This is a genomic window from Pseudomonas sp., from assembly GCF_050739655.1.
Classification (GTDB): domain Bacteria; phylum Pseudomonadota; class Gammaproteobacteria; order Pseudomonadales; family Pseudomonadaceae; genus Aquipseudomonas.
Window position 1 is genome coordinate 1 of the sequence record NZ_JBOIBY010000299.1, and the last position, 16,883, is coordinate 16,883.

16 protein-coding genes are annotated in these 16,883 nt (G+C 59.7%); 13 read left to right on the forward strand and 3 right to left on the reverse strand.

The genetic code is table 11. The features are described from left to right. Window positions 1–82: 82 nt before the first annotated feature. The 3 genes from ACRESJ_RS14445 to vasI are packed head-to-tail and all read right to left on the reverse strand — an operon-like array spanning window position 83 to window position 2,363. Window positions 83–289 carry a hypothetical protein gene (locus tag ACRESJ_RS14445; RefSeq protein ID WP_431758492.1) on the reverse strand — a complete coding sequence of 69 codons (207 nt, stop codon included), beginning with the start codon at window positions 287–289 and terminating at the stop codon, window positions 83–85. 5 nt (window positions 290–294) lie between these two features. Continuing rightward, a complete protein-coding gene (tssA, locus tag ACRESJ_RS14450; RefSeq protein WP_431758493.1) occupies window positions 295–1,713 on the reverse strand; it encodes a type VI secretion system protein TssA in 1,419 nt (472 codons plus the stop codon). Further along, the gene (vasI, locus tag ACRESJ_RS14455; RefSeq protein WP_431758494.1) at window positions 1,701–2,363 is read right to left on the reverse strand and encodes a type VI secretion system-associated protein VasI; all 663 of its coding nucleotides are present in this window, start codon (window positions 2,361–2,363) and stop codon (window positions 1,701–1,703) included. Before vasI ends, tssA begins: the two co-directional genes overlap by 13 nt. 267 nt (window positions 2,364–2,630) lie before the next feature. Between vasI and tssB the strand changes: the two genes are divergently transcribed. The 13 genes from tssB to ACRESJ_RS14520 all read left to right on the forward strand — a co-directional run. Next, a complete protein-coding gene (tssB, locus tag ACRESJ_RS14460; protein ID WP_431758495.1) occupies window positions 2,631–3,134 on the forward strand; it encodes a type VI secretion system contractile sheath small subunit in 504 nt (167 codons plus the stop codon). Between the two features lie 18 nt (window positions 3,135–3,152). Continuing rightward, on the forward strand, window positions 3,153–4,631 hold the full coding sequence (gene tssC, locus ACRESJ_RS14465) for a type VI secretion system contractile sheath large subunit (protein WP_431758496.1): 1,479 nt from the start codon (window positions 3,153–3,155) through the stop codon (window positions 4,629–4,631). Then, complete coding sequence (gene tssE / locus ACRESJ_RS14470; protein WP_431758497.1) at window positions 4,632–5,048, forward strand: type VI secretion system baseplate subunit TssE; 417 nt, start codon at window positions 4,632–4,634, stop codon at window positions 5,046–5,048. Window positions 5,049–5,055: 7 nt separating this feature from the next. Beyond that, the gene (gene tssF / locus ACRESJ_RS14475; protein ID WP_431758498.1) at window positions 5,056–6,822 is read left to right on the forward strand and encodes a type VI secretion system baseplate subunit TssF; all 1,767 of its coding nucleotides are present in this window, start codon (window positions 5,056–5,058) and stop codon (window positions 6,820–6,822) included. Then, the gene (gene tssG, locus ACRESJ_RS14480; protein ID WP_431758499.1) at window positions 6,786–7,808 is read left to right on the forward strand and encodes a type VI secretion system baseplate subunit TssG; all 1,023 of its coding nucleotides are present in this window, start codon (window positions 6,786–6,788) and stop codon (window positions 7,806–7,808) included. The genes tssF and tssG overlap by 37 nt, the downstream gene beginning before the upstream one ends. Next, entirely contained in the window at window positions 7,805–9,166 is a 1,362-nt protein-coding gene (tssJ, locus tag ACRESJ_RS14485) for a type VI secretion system lipoprotein TssJ (RefSeq protein WP_431758500.1), read from the forward strand. The genes tssG and tssJ overlap by 4 nt, the downstream gene beginning before the upstream one ends. Before the next feature lie 37 nt (window positions 9,167–9,203). Then, window positions 9,204–10,550: a type VI secretion system baseplate subunit TssK gene (gene tssK / locus ACRESJ_RS14490; RefSeq protein WP_431758501.1), complete on the forward strand. Its 1,347-nt coding sequence runs from the start codon at window positions 9,204–9,206 to the stop codon at window positions 10,548–10,550. Further along, window positions 10,543–11,349: a type IVB secretion system protein IcmH/DotU gene (gene icmH / locus ACRESJ_RS14495; RefSeq protein ID WP_431758502.1), complete on the forward strand. Its 807-nt coding sequence runs from the start codon at window positions 10,543–10,545 to the stop codon at window positions 11,347–11,349. The genes tssK and icmH overlap by 8 nt, the downstream gene beginning before the upstream one ends. Window positions 11,350–11,452: 103 nt before the next feature. Next, complete coding sequence (locus ACRESJ_RS14500; protein ID WP_431758503.1) at window positions 11,453–11,974, forward strand: Hcp family type VI secretion system effector; 522 nt, start codon at window positions 11,453–11,455, stop codon at window positions 11,972–11,974. Between the two features lie 74 nt (window positions 11,975–12,048). Continuing rightward, window positions 12,049–12,306, forward strand: a complete 258-nt coding sequence (locus ACRESJ_RS14505) for a PAAR domain-containing protein (protein WP_431758504.1) — start codon at window positions 12,049–12,051, stop codon at window positions 12,304–12,306. A 27-nt stretch (window positions 12,307–12,333) separates the two neighbouring features. Beyond that, window positions 12,334–12,630, forward strand: a complete 297-nt coding sequence (locus tag ACRESJ_RS14510; protein WP_431758505.1) for a hypothetical protein — start codon at window positions 12,334–12,336, stop codon at window positions 12,628–12,630. Further along, on the forward strand, window positions 12,627–16,001 hold the full coding sequence (locus ACRESJ_RS14515; protein WP_431758506.1) for a T6SS effector BTH_I2691 family protein: 3,375 nt from the start codon (window positions 12,627–12,629) through the stop codon (window positions 15,999–16,001). The genes ACRESJ_RS14510 and ACRESJ_RS14515 overlap by 4 nt, the downstream gene beginning before the upstream one ends. A 473-nt stretch (window positions 16,002–16,474) precedes the next feature. Further along, the coding region (locus ACRESJ_RS14520; RefSeq protein ID WP_431758507.1) for a DUF6708 domain-containing protein at window positions 16,475–16,883 on the forward strand (409 nt) is incomplete at its 3' end.

Here is a 16,883-nt window from a genome sequence, read left to right on the forward strand (position 1 = left end):
AAACCTCGGCGTGTGCAGACATTGCACTGATCCACTGGGAGGCAGGTCTCGGCAATGACATTTTCCAGCTGTGAGCTCAAGTTCATCGGTGTGCTCCTGCGGTCAAATCCGACACGATCCTTTGCCATGATGGGTGATTGATTGGGGCAAACAGCGATGAGAGCGAAGTCCAGATTTCAATAAGGATATCGATCAGGGACAGGCCTTCTTCGAGGGTGAATGAGACCACCTCGAAAGGGTCGTCTTTGAGAGGGGCGAAGATAAAACGCAAGTCGCTTTGGCGGGGCATACGGGCTAATCCTTACTATCACTGATAACGGCTGCTACCTTGCGGAACAACTCAGGCTCCCAGCCCTGCGCCGAGGTATCGCGCATCAGCCGCGCAACGTTGGCGTACAGATCGTCAGCCAACCACACAAGCCCGCGTGATGCCAGAAGGTCGGCGGCAATCACCGTGGCGTAGCTGCGCTGGCGGGGGGCGTCATGGGCGGCGTGTAGTTCCTGCAGTCGCAGCAGCACCACTTCGACGCCTTCGGTGTTGAGTTGGGTGGTCAGTTCGTCGCGCAGGCTGGCGTATTCCTGCACCGGGCTGCCTGTGGGTTGCGTCTTATCGGCACCGCTGATCCAGGCCTGGATTTGGGCGTCAACGAAGGGCGTGCCGTCGCTGAAACACAACTCCAGCAGGGCCGGCAGGCGGCAAACAAAACGTTCGCACGTCTGGCGGATGGCGGCAGCCACCTCCTCCATCGCCAGTCGCGAGGCGACGTTAGCGGCCAGATAGCTGCCGCGCAGCCAGTACGGCGAGGCGCAGACGCTTTTTTCGAGGCGCAGCAGCAGGTTCGGGTCCAGGACGTTCTGGTTCAACGCGTCCTGATAACCGTCGACGATGTCCTTGGGCACAGCCGTCAATTCAGTGCGACGGTCACGAGTAATGGGAGGAGCTGTGCGCAAATGCGACCACAGCCCGAAGCGTCGCAATTGGTAGCCCGTGGGGTCGTAGGGGTCCTGCAGATTGATCTGCTCGGCCATGCTCAACACGGCTCGGCGTTGTTCACGCTCATTGCCCTCGGGCTGCGGTTTGGGGCTGGCGAAAAACGTCGAATCCAGAGCGCCGATGGAGGTGACGGCTCGTGTAGGCTCGGCCGCAACCACGGGTTCGCTGTATTTGCCCAGCTGCCGTTGCAGCGCACCCAACGGGACCGGATCGAGCCTGGCTCTTTCCACGCACTGTTGCAGGCTAGCAAGGGCCAGCTCTGCCGCTGCCTGGTAAGCCGGGGCGTAACTGCTGCGGTCCAGGGACGGCAATACCTGCGTCAGATCCTCCAGAAGGCGCTGCACCTGCTTGCGCTTGTTCAAGTAGCCGGTCGGGCCAGGCTTGGGGTAAGCACTGTCCCAATACAATTCGACCATGCCCGCGAGCAAACTCAGGGCGTCAGCCCAACGCGCCCACTGTCGGGTACGCAGCCAGACCACCTGCAGATGACCCAGGATGCGCCAGTGCTTGCACTGGGTCGCAAGGTATTCCCGGGACGCTTCATCGATATAAGGCCAATCGATAGCGCTTTCACGCAGGCCACCGAGTTTGACCATTTCCTGGTCGATGGCCTGGTAGGTTTCGTCCTCCACATCGAAATGCCCCGCGGGTTGCTCGGGCTCGATGGGAGTGAGCAACAGCTGGACAGTGTCTGCCGGAACGTCGATCACCAACGGCATGCTTGGCGCTCCTGTTCAATCAGCTCACCCAGCCCTTCTGCGTCAAACACCAGGCCGTTCAACCGCGGATAGTCACTCTCCAGGCGCAGGTGCTGGCCACCGCCCATGTTGCGCAACAAGGCAATGGCGGGCAGGCCTCGTCCGGCATCAACGACCAGGCCAGCATCGTCCAACACCTGCCACTGATAGGCCGCGAAAACCGGGCGCTCATCCTTGAACAGCTGTATGCGAATCTTGTTGGGTTTGGCCGGCTCATCAAGTACCAGTTGCAGGCGGGAAATTTTCGATTCACAGCTGATTGCCAGGTGCGGCCGAGGTGGCAAGGCGCCTAATGCCGGGGCCGATATCACCAGCCGGTTTAGCTGATCGTTATCCGGCTCCGGGAAGGACGACAGCAGGAAACGCCAATCGTCAGGGGAACGCTTGGCTTCATTGCGTTGGACCAGATCGACAATCGGTAGCACTTGGCCCACCGCGCGCGCCGGCGTCGGTAGATGGTGAATGGGCGTGCCCGCAGCCTGGTCAAAACACTCCAGGCGCTTCAAGGGCGAGACGATGGTTGGGCAATCTGGTGTCGCTCCCTGCACGTCCATTACTGCCAGAACCGTCAGGTACAGGCCTGATTTCCATCCTCGCGACCCCTTTCGCATTAACGTCTCCTGAGTTAAAAAGTTGCTTTTAAAACTTTACAAGCGTCACCCAAGTTTGACGTTAAATGCAAGTTAATACCCGCGAATTTATTTCAAAACATCAATTAAAAGAGAACTCCCTCAGACATTACCAAAATGCTTGTAGGAAAATTAACAGAGATACTTTTTCCTACATACAAATCCCACGAAATGTATCGACAATTTCCGGCGTGACAAATATTGAAATAGCTGTTTCTAATACGCCGACTTACGAAAAGGAATTTACTCATGCCAAAAAACCACGGCTCCGTCGCGCCCAAAGAACGTATCAACATCAAATACGTTCCGGCCACAGGTGACCAACAATCTGAAGTCGAGCTGCCCCTGAAGTTGTTGATTACCGGTGACTTCAAAGGCAGGAGCGAACTAACGGCCCTTGAGGATCGGCAAGCCGTCCGCATCGACAAAGACACTTTCAACGAAGTGTTGACCAAGGCTGAAGTTACCCTGGATATAACGATTCCGATTGTGCTCAATCACGACTGCGACTCCGATTTGAATGTGCAACTTCAATTCCGAAGCATCGATGATTTCAGCCCTGACGCGGTCGCTCGCCAAGTGCCTGAATTAAACAAGTTATTGGAATTACGCGAAGCTCTGGTTGCACTCAAAGGACCGCTGGGTAACGTCCCGGCCTTTCGCAAACATCTGCAAAACCTGCTGAGCGATGAAACCGCCCGCCAGCGTTTGGCCAGCGAACTGAACCTGGTGCTCGACGCGCCAACCAACTGACTCGAAGGATTACTCCCCATGCCTATGGAAAGCGCCCTCACCCCAGTGCAAGTGGCTGACGAACAATCGTCATTGCTCGATCAGCTGCTGGCCAATACCACTATCCGCCCTTCCCAGGAAGGCTACGCCGTTGCTCGCCAGGGCGTAGCGGCGTTCATCAGCGAGATCCTGCAAAGCGGCGATCATCAGCAACCGGTCAACAAGCATCGGGTCGACCAGATGATCACCGAGATTGATCGCGCGCTCAGCAAGCAGATGGATGTGATCCTGCATCAGCCTGAGTTCCAGCAACTGGAGTCGGCATGGCGTGGCTTGAAGCTGCTGGTGGATCGCACGGATTTTCGCGAGAACATCAAGCTGGAAATGCTGCATGTCACCAAGGAAGAGTTGCTGGACGATTTCGACAACGCTGGCGACATTACCCGCAGCGGTTTGTACAAGCACGTCTACACCGCCGGCTACGGCCAGTTTGGTGGCGAACCGGTGGGCGCTATCGTCGGCAACTACACCTTTGGACCCGGCTCGCCGGACATCAAATTGCTCAGCTATGTCGCGTCCATCGGCGCCATGTCCCATGCACCGTTCGTCTCAGCCGCGGGGCCGGAATTGTTCAACCTGGAAGGCTTCCAGAGCCTGCCGGACCTCAAGGAGATCAGCGATATCTTTGACGGCCCACGCCACACCAAATGGCGCGGCCTGCGCGAGTCCGAAGATGCCCGCCATCTTGCCCTGACCTTGCCGCGTTTCCTGCTGCGCACGCCTTACAGCACCGAAGACAACTCGACCCGCAGCTTCGGCTATGACGAAAGCGTCGACGGTAATCACGACAATTACCTGTGGGGCAACACCGCCTTTTTGATGGCCTCGCGCATCACCGACAGCTTTGCCCGCTACCGCTGGTGCCCGAATATCATTGGCCCGCAATCCGGTGGCGCGGTGGACGATCTACCGGTGCACCTCTACGAATCCCTCGGTCAGTTGCAGGCCAAGATCCCCACCGAAGTGTTGATCTCCGATCGCAAGGAATACGAGCTGGCCGAAGCCGGCTTCATTCCACTGACCATGCGCAAAGACAGTGACAACGCGGCGTTCTTCTCGGCCAACTCGGTGCAAAAACCGAAGAATTTTCCCAAGACCCGCGAAGGCCAGGAAGCCCAGACCAACTACAAGCTCGGCACCCAGTTGCCGTATCTGTTTATCGTCAATCGCCTGGCCCATTACATCAAGGTGTTGCAACGCGAGCAGATCGGCAGCTGGAAAGAGCGCCAGGACCTGGAGCGCGAGCTGAACATCTGGCTCAAGCAGTACATCGCCGATCAGGAAAACCCATCATCCGACGTGCGCAGTCGCAGGCCCCTGCGCGCCGCAAAGATCGAGGTACAGGACGTAGCAGGCAATCCGGGTTGGTACCAGGTGTCGTTGGCGGTGCGACCGCACTTCAAGTACATGGGCGCCAACTTCGAGATTTCTCTCGTCGGTCGGTTGGATACCCAATAAATGGGCGGCGCCAGCCTGTTCGAGCGCCTTGAACCCGACGCTCCACGCTACCGCCAAGGCAGCTCGGATGAACAGGCGCACCAGCGTATCGAGGCGATCAAACGCCATCTGGAGCAGGTGCTCAATACACGCCAGGGCTGCTCGCAAAGCAGCCCTGAACTGGGCCTGCGTGATTTCAACGGTGTCACCCAGGCCAGCACTGACCTGGTGGTCGCCATCAGCGACGATATCCGCCGTTCGGTGCAAGCATTTGAACCGCGCATCATGGTGACAGGCGTGCGCTACCAGCCGGACCCGGATCTGCCGCAGGAACTGAGCTTTCGCCTCGATTGCCAGGTGCGGGTCAACTACAAGGACGAACAGGTGCAGATCGAAGTGGCCATGCAGGGTCGCGACGGCTACACCCGCGTTAAATGAGGACGCCATGGACTTGAAACAACGCTTTGCCGAGGAGTTGCGCTACCTGCGCGAACTTGGCCGTGAGTTTGCCGAGGACAACCCGCAACTGGCGCAGTTTCTCGGCGATCAGGCCGCAGACCCGGACGTGGAACGCCTATTGGAAGGCTTTGCGTTCCTCACCGCCAAGCTGGGGATGAAGATCGACGACGATTTGCCTGAGCTGACCCATCCGCTATTACAGATGCTCTGGCCCAACTATCTGAGACCTTTGCCCAGTGCAACCATCATCCGCTTTACACCACTGCCCGATGCGATCAGCCAGCGTCAGGTGATTCCCAAAGGCACGCCGCTGTTTGCCAAACCGGTGAACGGCATCTCCTGTCAGTTTCGCACCTGCACAAACGTCAACCTGTACCCGCTGGCCCTTGAGGAAGTCAGCGATGCCCACAGTCGCGAGGCCTCGGTAATACGCATCGACCTGAAGGTGCTGACGGACCAACCGCTCACCAGCATGGCTTGCGATCAGTTGGACTTTCATCTGGGTGGCGATAACGCCACCGCGCTGACCTTGTATCTGTGGCTGGCCCATTACCTGGACAGCGTCACCCTACAGATCAATGGCCACAGCTATCGCCTGGCGTCCACGGACATTGGATTCCCCGGCTTCACCGCCGAAGAAGCACTGCTGCCCTACCCGCGCAACGTATTCGATGGTTACCGCATCCTTCAGGAGTACTTTGTTTTCCCGCAGCGTTTTCACTTTTTCAACCTGAACCGTCTGGCGCACCTGTGGCCGGATGTCAGCGCCGACACCTTGCGTTTCGAATTCCAGTTCAGTCGGCCCATGCCGCCCGATATCCGCCTGCGCACCAGTGACCTACACCTGTACTGCGCGCCGGCGGTCAACCTGTTCCGCCACGATGCTAACCCTATTGCGCTGGACGGGCGCAGCCTGGAGCGCGCTATCCGCCCCAGCGGCGACTGCCCGCAGGCTTACGAGATTTTCAGTGTCGATCGAGTCACTGGCTGGGACACCGCCGACAAGGAGCGCAAGGGTGATCCGTTGCGACGGTTTACCCCGTTCGAGTCGTTCCAGCATGAGATCGAACACGCGCAGGGCCGAACAGCGCTGTACTTTCGCACGCATATCGAGCAATCCCACGGGCGCGAAGGTTTACGCCATCGCATCGCTTTCGTGCGCGGTGATGAAAGCCAGTACATCGGCGAGCGTGAAGCGGCATCCATCGAATTGACCTGCAGTAACCGTGATTTGCCGCAGCAGCTGGGTGTGGGGGATGTGTCGTTGTCAACTGAGGTCACGCCTTCGTACGCTCACTACACCAACCTGATTGCCCCCACGCGTTCCTATCGCCCGGTACTGGATGCGAGCCTGCACTGGACGCTGATTTCCAACCTGTCACTGAACTACCTGTCGCTGCTGTCGGCCGAGCCGCTCAAGGCGGTAATCCGCGCCTATGACTTCGCCGCCCTGCATGACCTGCAGCAGGCCCGCGCAACCCGCAAGCGTCTCAATGGCATTCAATCTGCCGTGACCACCCCCATCGACTGGCTGATGAAAGGTCAGCCGGTTCGCGGCTTGCAGACCCGTTTGCAACTGGACCAGAACGCGTTCCTCTGCGAAGGCGAGCTGTTCCTGTTCGCCAGTGTGCTTTCGCATTTTTTCGCGTTGTACGCCAGCATCAACGCCTTCCACCGCCTGGAAGTGATCAATACCACTAACAACGAGCGATACGAATGGCCACTATTGAGCGGCAGACAACCCGTGATTTAGCCGACCTGCTACTGGCCGACGCACGGAACTATTCGTTTCACCGTCTGCTTGAGCACTTGCACGCCTTGCATGGTGACGACCTGGAAGCGCAGCCTTTGAGTGCTGCGGCGCGGCGCCGCGTGCGTCTGCAAAGCCATGCAGGGCTGGGCTTTCCTGCCTCCGATGTGATCATGGCGGCGCGCGTGGAAGAGGATCACGAACAAGTCCGGTATCGCTTGCAGACCAGTTTCCTGGGTTTGCATGGCACCGACTCGCCACTGCCAGGTTACTACCTGGATCGCCTGGCCTATGAGCAGGCCCAGCAACACGGGATTCGCCCGTCGTTCATGGACTTTTTCAACCATCGTTTGCTGACGTTGCTGCACCACAGCTGGCGAAAATACCGTTACTACATTCGCTTCCAGGCCGAGGCCAGCGACCGTTTTTCGCGCTACGTATTCTCTCTGATCGGTTTGAACGACAACGACCTGCGTGGCACCACCGCGCTGCCGTGGGGTCGCTTGCTGAGCTTTGCCGGCTTGATCGCCAGCCGCAGCCGCTCGCCTTCGGTAGTGTCCGGCATCGTCGAGCATTGCTTTGACTTGCATGGTGTGCACATCCGTGAATTCGAAACGCGTTCGGTGAGTTTGCCGCAGCGTCAGCGCCATTCACTTGGCAAGGCCAATGGCATGCTGGGTGGCGACTTTGTGGTGGGCGACCGCATCAAGACCCGCGCCAGTAAGTTCACCTTGGTGATTCCCGGCTTGGCTCAGGCACGCTTTCGGCAATTCTTGCCCAGCGGTAAGCAGTTCGGACGGTTGCGCCAATTGATGGATTTTTTGCTCCGCGATTCCACCGCTTACGACCTCGAATTGGGACTGCGCGAAGAGGACGTACCGCCGTTCAACCTGCTCCGCGACAGCGGCACCCACCTGGGCTGGACAAGTTTTATCGAGCACCAGGAACAACGCCGTCCCGCTGTGGTGCAAATTCGGGGGCGCTCATGAAGCTGACACTGGTTATCAGCAATCCCGCGCAGTTGCTTCACGGGTATCTGCCCAGCCACCGGTTTGGCCCGCAGGGCGGCAGCATAGGCAGCGCTGCAGTGGATTGGCGCCTGGAGGACCGCCAGAACAGTGTGCGGCCCAACCACTGTGACATCCGTGTCGTCGAGGGGCGCTTCTGCGTGATCGACCGCAGTGGCAGCACCTACGCTAATGGCCATGATTTGCCGCTGGGTCGCAACGTTGCGGTGTGCCTCAACGATGGCGACCTGTTGCAGATTGGTGCCTATCAGGTCGCGGTGTTGTTTCGTGAGCATGCACCGGCCAGGCGTTCGCTCGATGAGCTGTTCATGGTCAACCATCAGGACACGCAAACAGAGCGCCTGGAGGATTGGCCAAACCTGCCTCTGGCCGATCCGCGCCCTACCCTCTGCCCGGAATTCGAACGACTTTGCCAGCCCGTGGATTTGGCCGGGCAAGGCGACCCACTGCAGGCATTGGACGCTGCACCACCACCGAAACAGGCACCTGAAGTTTGCCCGACCGCCCCCAGGCGCCCCGGCATCTCAAGTCTGCTCAGCAACCTGCGCCTGGGCACCTTGCTGCTGGCCTGCCTGACCCTCGGCGGCTGCACCATGCTCGGCAAGGTCGGCCAGGTAATCTGGAACCCATCAATCCCGGTCGGTGGTCCCGACGATCAGCCCAGCCGCTACTCCCTGAGCCTGCACGCCAGCGACGATGTCAACCCGCGCCTGATCAGCACCGGCACCGCACCGGCTGCAGACGACGACCCGAGCCACTCGCCCTACAACCTCAACGTTCAGGCCCGCAGCCCGCAAGCCCTGACGGATAAAGTGCAATCCCTGCTCAATCACCTCTACGAAAGCGTGCCGCCCCAGTCATCGCTCACCCTGGAGCCCGCGCTCTCAGTGTCGATGTCCCCCATGGAAGAGGCGTTGCTGGGCGACTACGACGCTCAAGGTGTGAGCTTGACCATGCCTGGGAGCAATTCGGCACTGCAACACATCGCCACGCCGATCACGTTCAAGGTCTTGCAGTTGACCGACGACTCGCTACTGGTTAACGCCAGCCCCCAGGCGTTGGCTGAAGACCTGAAGAAGACCCTGGGCAGCACCTATATCCGCGCCGATGACTACCTGCTTAACCCGGGCCAATTCAAGTTCGTCGACCTGCGCGCGCTGGACGAGGACACCCGCTTTATCGCCGTGATCGCCAACTACCACAGTAGCGATGCCGGCCAGTGGAAGCAGCGTTTGCGGGTCGAGCCCAAGGGCCGGCAGTACGCCCTTCTTGTGCAGTTGGATGCCTCGCAGGTCAGCCTCAAAGGGGAAACCCGATGACAACATTTTCAGCCACTTTTGCGCAGAGTAATCACCGATGAGTTCACGCAACCCCGTCATCTGGCATGAAGGTTTGTTCGTCAAGCCCCAGCACTTTCAGCAGGCAGCCCGCGCTGCTGAGGCCGCCGTACATCAGCGCGTGCAGAGCCTGAGCGACGCCCTTTACGGCTTTAGTGAGCTGGAGCTGAACAACGAATATCTGAGCTTCGGCAAAATCGCCATCACCCAGGCCCGCGGAATCATGCCCGATGGCAGCGTCTTCGCCATCCCCGACGACCTGGCGCCACCCACCCCACTGGATATTGCCGACAGCAGTGCGGTGAACCAGATTGTCTTCCTCACACTGCCGCTCAGGTCCAACGGCGCTCTCGAAGTGCGCTGGCCCGATCAGTATGGCAACAGCCGTTACATCGCCCGGCGCGAAGAGGTCCGCGATACCCACAGCGATGACGGTGATCAGGTAGGCGTGGACCTGGCCGTGCCCAACCTGCAACTGATGCTCGAACGCAGTGATCGCAGCGCTTTTACCGGCATTGCCCTGGCCAGGATCAAGGACAAACGCCCGGATGGCAGCCTGGTGATGGACGAGCACTTCTACCCCACCAGCCTGTCACTGCACGCGGTGCCGGCGTTGCACCGTTTCCTGGGAGAAGCGGCCGGGCTGATGAGAGAGCGGGCCAGGAATTTGGCCCAGCGCATCGGCTCACCTGGGCAGTCGGGGGTGTCCGATGTCACCGATTTCAACCTGTTGCAAACCCTCAATCGTTTGTTCCCGCTGTTCCAGCACCTGGCCCGTCAACGTCAGGTGCATCCTGAGCGCCTGTACATCGCACTGGTCCAAGCCTGCGGCGAACTGGTGACGTTTACCGATGAAAGCCACCTGCCCGAAGAATACCCGGTTTATCAGCACGACAAACTGCGTGAATCCTTCCAGATACTGGAGCACACCCTGCGCCGCGCCCTGGGCACGGTGTTGCAACCGCGCGCCGTTCCGTTGCCGATCATCGAGCAGCAGTACGGCGTGCGCAGCGCTGCGCTCAATGACAAACGTCTGCTGACCAGCGCCGAGTTCATCCTCGCCGTCCGCGCCGAAATGCCGCTGGAGACCTTGCGCCAACAACTTCCGGGACAGATCAAGATCAGCTCCACCGAAGCACTGGAGCAACTGGTCAGCCTGCAACTGCCGGGCATCCCGCTAATCCCTTTACCCGTGGCGCCACGCTATTTGCCGTTCCATGCTGGTTTCACCTACTTCGAACTCGACCGCCATCACCCCGCCTGGCAAAGCCTGAGCAGTGGGAGCGGATTTGCTTTCCATATTGCCGGTCAATTCCCAAAGCTTGCGTTGCAGTTCTGGGCAATCAGGAGTGAAAAGGATGAGTGAGGTTTTACGTGATTCGTCGAGCCATGAGGCACTCTCTGGTGCCATCGAACTTGACAACAGAACGCTCAATGTCAGCTACCACACCTATTTGGCAGATCCGCAATTCGACATGCGCGGCCTGGCCTGGAACCCGCTGTGCGATGCCGCCACGCCACTGATCGGCCTCGTCATCCGCCTGCGCAACCTGGACAAACACGACGATGTGTCCGCGCTGTACGACCGTGTCAGCAATCAGATCAAAACGATCATGGAGGAAGTCCGGCAACTCGACTACGACTCCGGCACGCTCAAGGCTTACTCCTACAGCCTGTGCCTGTTGCTGGACGAGGTGGTCATGAGTAGCACCTGGGGCAGGTCCTCGACCTGGAGTGCACGCTCGTTGCTCAGTCAATTTCATGATGAAACCTGGGGCGGCGAGAAGTTTTTCACCGTGCTGACCCGCATGACCGACGAAACCACCCGGTATCAACATGTGCTGGAGTTCATGTACCAGTGCCTGATCTGTGGCCTCAAAGGTAAATACGGCACCCATGCCAAGGGCGATGACGAAATACAAAAGACCATCAACCAACTGCATGGCCTGCTGCGTCCCCTGCGTGGAGAGACGCCAGAACGCCTGACCGACCCGCTGACCAACGTCGCCCCGCGCAACTACCGGATCAAACGCGCCTGGCCCTTATGGACTCCATGGGCCCTGGCAGCCGTCGTGCTGGCGGGCGCCTACGCGACCTACTCGATCCGCCTGAACACCATCACTCAACAAGTGCTGGCGTCCCTGGAGCGGGTTCTGCACCTGTAACCGATTTTCAGTGTGCTCCTCCCGAGCGCCTGCAAAGCCATGGCCTTATCGGCCATCACTCGCGACCTGACGGTCGTTTACACATCGCGACAAGGAGTTTGTCATGCCAACACCCGCATACATCAGCATCCACGGCAAAAACCAGGGCCATATCACCAAAGGCGCGTTCACGGCTGACTCGGTCGGCAACGTGTATGTCGAAGGCCATGAGGACGAAATTCTCGCTCAGGAAATCGACCATCAGATCACCACGCCCACCGATCCACAAAGCGGCCAGCCTACCGGGCAGCGCGTGCACAAGCCGCTGACCTTCACCAGTTCGCTGAACAAAGCCTCGCCCATGCTCTATCAGGCCCTGGCCACCGGAGAAATGCTGCCCACCGTCGAGATCAAGTGGTTTCGCACCAGCACTGACGGCAAACAGGAGCACTTCTTCACCACCAAACTGGAAGAAGCCACCGTCGTCGACATCCACACCGTGCTACCCCACGCACAAGACGCTGACAACGAAAACTACAGCCAACTGATCAAGACCAGCCTGGCCTACCGCAAGGTCAGCTGGAGCCACGTGGTGGCCGGTACCGAAGCCTCGGACGACTGGCGTAAACCGGCAGCTGCGGGTTAAGCGCCCTCCCACCCGCCGCTGCGGTTCGTGCAGCGGCGGCACCTTCGCTACATCAATTTCTGTAAGGAGGCTTTATGCCTGCCGTCGTTCTGCTTGGACACAACCATGTTTGCCCATTGTGCGGCCCCACCACCGTCGACAGTGGGTCGCCCAGTTTCAACGTCAACGGACGCGCCATCGCCCGCGTCGGCGACACCCTCGGCTGCGGTGCCGTGATTACCAGCGGCTCGCCCTCGATGAGCGTCAACGGACAACCAGTAGCCCGAGTCGGCGACACCACCGACCACGATGGCGTACTGGAAAACGGCGATGGCAGCTGGTTGATCGACTGACACTCACCCACTCGACAAGGAAGCCCCATGCCCCGCCAAATCAACCCGCGTTTTACCTTCGAACCCTTGAAGGGTGTCCCCTTCGAGGGGGGCTTATTGAGCCTCGAAGATGGACTGCCCCGCCCGTTCAAACTCGAACTGCGGTTGGCCAGTCACTACGCCGTCATCGACCTCAATCGGCTGCTCGATCTGGCGGGGCCTTTCTCCATCCCGCGCGGTGAGGCCCAAAGGCTGGCACCGCTCAGCAAATTGTTAGCTCCCCCCAACGAAAACGCCTGGCGCCGGGCCGTGTCGTACCAGCCCCCTGTCGGAGCACTTCAATGAACCTAAGCGCACAGCTTGCTATCGTGACCGCGGAAACTTCGCTTGCAACGGATCAATGCAACGTCTGCCAGCGCAAAGGGCTGCCCATCCTGCCTTTGCGACACGCGCTTGTACCGCGCTCAGCCAATGAACACGTTCGGCCTGATACCGTGCATATCGAGACGCGGTTGGGCTTACGCACCTTACGTGCGGGTTACCTGTATGTGTTGCTCGATCGCACGACCTGGCAGGCCTATCAGGTTACCCCGGACGGTTATCTGCGGCAGTTCAACCCCTATGCGCCCTCCGCGGCCAACGAGACCTTACTGTCCGCTGCGTGCGTCGCGGCCGATCACGATTGCCCGGCCTCGTTCCTCAACATCGACACCCACCAATACACCCAAGCGTGGCTGGCCTTTGCCAGTGACCCGTGGCCTGTCAGCGTGTTGAACGCCTACAAGGCCGGTCGGGCCTCAGAGCGTTTCCAAAAGCTCGACCTGGCCAGCGTACGGGACAATCCAGCCAGCGTAGGTCTGGCCATGACCGTCGAACACCTGCAGGTGGACAAGCAGGTTTTTGAATACCAGCACCACCAGACACCCCAATTGCCCAGCACCACGCCCCCTTGGTCACAGGACTGGCGCTTCTACGAGCATCCGCCACAAACGCCCACGCCAACATTCGACAGCGTGCATGGTTTCCATAGCCGGGCCACTCGCCTGACGGCGCTCAAGGGATTCCTGCGCAACACCATCGCGCAGCATCAGCTCCCACAAGGCGTCCTCGCGTTTGTACTGGACGACACACTCGGCCTGGCGCAGGAATACAACGACACACGTAACCGCTGGATCGATGCGCGACACCAGTGGATGAACGACCCGGACCGGGCCTATCAATACCAGACCTCTCAACTGTTGCTGGCCATTCGTGAGGTACATCGCGAACGGGCAGAAAGCCAAACGCCTTTGCCTGCGTTCGCCGAGCCGATGACCGGCGACGGCCCGCCGGTGTTTTCCAGCCCCGAGGAGCAACGCGAACGGATCGTGCAAAAGGCCACCCTGAACTACAACCAGGCCTTGGAGGAACGTTACGATGAACAAAGCCGTGCCCTGTTTCACAAACACTATGAGCAGGAGTGGGCGAACTATCAGCGCTATATCGACCAAAGCGCACACGCCTACGCGGCAGCCTGTCGCTCCCGACAGTTTGCGTGTATCGAGCAACATGACTACGACGGCGATGATCGCGCGTCAGGACGGGCCTACAGCCAGACCATGGCGCTGTGCCTGAGCGGCGGCATCAGTGAGGCGCCCGTCCAACAACAGCAGGACGCTCAGGAGAACGCCCCTGCGCAAGATACCGGCCCCACAGCTTCCCTCTGGAGCGACTGGCTGGCGAACCCACAAAGCCCGGTCTATCGCGCCCTTCTGTTACGCGACAAACAATTGCTCGCCGGGCTTTTACCCAGTTTCAGTGCATCGGGTGATACCGACTGGCACGACAGTGAAAAGCTCTACGCCACCCTGACAAAGCTCATCGCCAGCGACGAGTTCAAATACGATCCGCGCCCCAGGCTGCAGCAAGCCATCGCGCAACTGCTTGGCGCCCTCAATGCCGCCGCTGCGCGCTTGCAACCGTCGCTCGGGCCCAGCGTGGGGCGCGTGGTTTCGCGCCTCAACAGTGCCAGCCAACTGCTGTACAACGGCGTTCATCTCACCGAACTGCAGGTGAAGATGAAGCTCGGTGAATACTACGCCCTGCAATGCGAACACCTGCGTCACCTGCAACGCAAAGCCGCCGATGCCATTGACCGCACCTGGGAAGGGATCAAGGCCGAGCTGGGGGAAATCGACCATGAGGCCCGCAAGGTGCGCAAGCAGGTACGTCCGATGATCCAGGGCGGCCTGCTCAGCCTGGCAGTCCTGGACCCCAAGATAGCCAACCTCAGCGTGACCATCAGCCTCTGGGTCGAGGGCCAGGCCAGCGAATTGCAGGCCACCCTGATGCGCCAGGCCCACCTCGGCGTGGACCAATTGGGCAAACAGGCACACGCGGCGCTCGTCGATATCGCCGTCGGTGTCGGCACGCTGGACCCACACGCACGCAAGGTGTTGCAAGGCGTCAAGGCCTCCTCCTACCAGGCAGCCAACTGGGTGCGCACCGGCTTCATCGGGCTGCGTGGCGCAGCCGGTAGCAGCCAGCTACTACTGGCAATGGGCGGGATGTACCTGCTCAGTGACTCGCTGAACAAAAGCCTCCGGGAAGTGGAACAGGCCATGGGGGAAAAGGCCGTCGAGGCCAGGTTGGCGTTGTATGGCAGTAGCCTGGGGGTGTTGGGCGGTGGGGTGGAGATGGTGGGGCTTGCGTTGGAAGCGGGGGCAAACCGGGTGCAGCAAGCGGGTGCGGGTGCGGCAGCCCCGTCTCGGGCCGCCAGGATCGATGCTATAGCTAATGCCGGGCGTTTTCTCGCAAAAGCCGGGGGCGCCATTGGTGCCGCAGCGGGCTTGTACGATGCAATGCGAGCGGGGTTTGCGGCTAATCGGACTTGGCAGGAAGGCGATACTACTGCAGTAGGTTTGCATACGCTTTCTATGGCTCTTTCTGCCGTCGGGGCGGGGATGGGCATCTGGGCTGCCGCTATAGGAACCAGCACCCTGCTTGGTCCACTTGGTGTAGCCCTACTTTTCGGTCTAGCAGGATACGGTTTGTACAAATGGGCAGAAGGACAAGAGTCGACCCCTCTGGACCGCTGGGCACGCCGTTGTTATTTCGGCAAGCACAACGAAAACCCACCCATCCACTGGAACAAACCCGAACACGCCCCTATCGCCATCGCCGAGCTCAACGCCGCGACCCTGGGCGTTGAGGCCGGCGTCAATTTCCGCTTGCGAATCGTCGGCAGCGGCTCGCCTGGCTGGGGCGGTCCCATGGGCAGCGTGGGCGCGCTGACCCATGAACAGCACCTCGAATATCGCCTGCTTCTACCACTCTTCGACGCCAACCGTTCAGCCTATCGCTGGTCACTGACGGTGCATCGCGACGGCGATGGCCCGATCAATCAATACACCGGTGGTGAAGTGCTGGCCGAAGGCGCCTTGAATCCTCCCGCCCTCACAACAGCCGCCAGCGAACGTCGGGCGGCACTGGCCGTACCCAAACAACCGAACAAAGACGATTACCAGCTCGACAGCACCACCCCCACCCTGGAGGTGCGCACCGTCGCGCTGGCCGACAACCGTACCCTGCAGGTCAAGGACATCAAGGGCTCGATTGTACTGCTGCCGGATGTGCGCCAGCACAACATCGAAGCGGCCACCTTGTCGCTGACCTACTGGCCTGATCGTGACATCCCCGATGCCTATGCGGAGCTCACCTTGATGGACCGCGTATAGACCTCAGTCGCCAGCGCATTTGCCGCTTTTTTACGTTTCCCATGGCGACCATCGTTAGTCGCCAACATCGTGCTTGCCCCCTTCCACAGGCCCAGGGGGCAAGTGGCTCTCACACAGAACCGGAACTGCTCATCATGCTATTCAAATCACCTTTACTCGATAAGCCGGCCCCAGGCTGGAAGCACGATCTGCCGGGGCCAAACGAGCGGCCATCACGAACGCCCAACCCATCTGTGCTTTCGAACCCACCCAATCATGTGGACGATGTATGCCTTGAACTGTCACGCGCCACGTTAAGAATGCGTGGACTTGGCGTTTGGATGGCACCATTTATGTTCTTGTTTGCCCTCGTTCCTCCCATCACTTGGATCACTCTTTTTATAACAACTGGAGATGTTCCCTCTTTTGTATTTAACGTCTTCGGCCTCATGACGTTTATCGTCTCCCTATGGGGAGGAGTTTACTTCTGGCGCATGGACGTAGAAGCCCCCCGCGACGAACCCATCCGTTTCAACCGCCTGCGGCGCAAAGTCTACGTTTATCGTTTCGTCCATGACGGCCTCAGAACCTTCAGCCGCAGGGCTTGGGGCGTACGTACCGAAGTCTACGACTGGGAGGACCTGCGCGCCGAAGCCTGCAGCGTTTATGGCCCCATGGGCAGCGGCGGCTCAATCCAGACCGTCACCCTGGCCGTGGTGAAACCCGGTACCAACAAGGTGATCGACCGCTTCCATTTCGCCCACGATATCCAGCAAGGCGAGATGTACTGGGCCATGGCCCAACTGTTCATGCAACAAGGCCCGCAGGCCTTGCCCCATTTCCCCCGTGCCCCCCGCGACTGGAACAACGAAGACGTGACCTTCAACCTCGCCCGGCGCCTGG

Bases quoted from the DNA above. Each gene is read 5' to 3' on its own strand.
- tssK (WP_431758501.1), top strand. From the start codon at position 9,204: ATGAGTTCACGCAACCCCGTCATCTGGCATGAAGGTTTGTTCGTCAAG.
- ACRESJ_RS14445 (WP_431758492.1), bottom strand. From the start codon at position 289: ATGCCCCGCCAAAGCGACTTGCGTTTTATCTTCGCCCCTCTCAAAGAC.
- icmH (WP_431758502.1), top strand. From the start codon at position 10,543: ATGAGTGAGGTTTTACGTGATTCGTCGAGCCATGAGGCACTCTCTGGT.
- ACRESJ_RS14500 (WP_431758503.1), top strand. From the start codon at position 11,453: ATGCCAACACCCGCATACATCAGCATCCACGGCAAAAACCAGGGCCAT.
- tssE (WP_431758497.1), top strand. From the start codon at position 4,632: ATGGGCGGCGCCAGCCTGTTCGAGCGCCTTGAACCCGACGCTCCACGC.
- tssA (WP_431758493.1), bottom strand. From the start codon at position 1,713: ATGCCGTTGGTGATCGACGTTCCGGCAGACACTGTCCAGCTGTTGCTC.
- vasI (WP_431758494.1), bottom strand. From the start codon at position 2,363: ATGCGAAAGGGGTCGCGAGGATGGAAATCAGGCCTGTACCTGACGGTT.
- ACRESJ_RS14505 (WP_431758504.1), top strand. From the start codon at position 12,049: ATGCCTGCCGTCGTTCTGCTTGGACACAACCATGTTTGCCCATTGTGC.
- tssB (WP_431758495.1), top strand. From the start codon at position 2,631: ATGCCAAAAAACCACGGCTCCGTCGCGCCCAAAGAACGTATCAACATC.
- ACRESJ_RS14515 (WP_431758506.1), top strand. From the start codon at position 12,627: ATGAACCTAAGCGCACAGCTTGCTATCGTGACCGCGGAAACTTCGCTT.
- ACRESJ_RS14510 (WP_431758505.1), top strand. From the start codon at position 12,334: ATGCCCCGCCAAATCAACCCGCGTTTTACCTTCGAACCCTTGAAGGGT.
- tssG (WP_431758499.1), top strand. From the start codon at position 6,786: ATGGCCACTATTGAGCGGCAGACAACCCGTGATTTAGCCGACCTGCTA.
- tssJ (WP_431758500.1), top strand. From the start codon at position 7,805: ATGAAGCTGACACTGGTTATCAGCAATCCCGCGCAGTTGCTTCACGGG.
- tssF (WP_431758498.1), top strand. From the start codon at position 5,056: ATGGACTTGAAACAACGCTTTGCCGAGGAGTTGCGCTACCTGCGCGAA.
- tssC (WP_431758496.1), top strand. From the start codon at position 3,153: ATGCCTATGGAAAGCGCCCTCACCCCAGTGCAAGTGGCTGACGAACAA.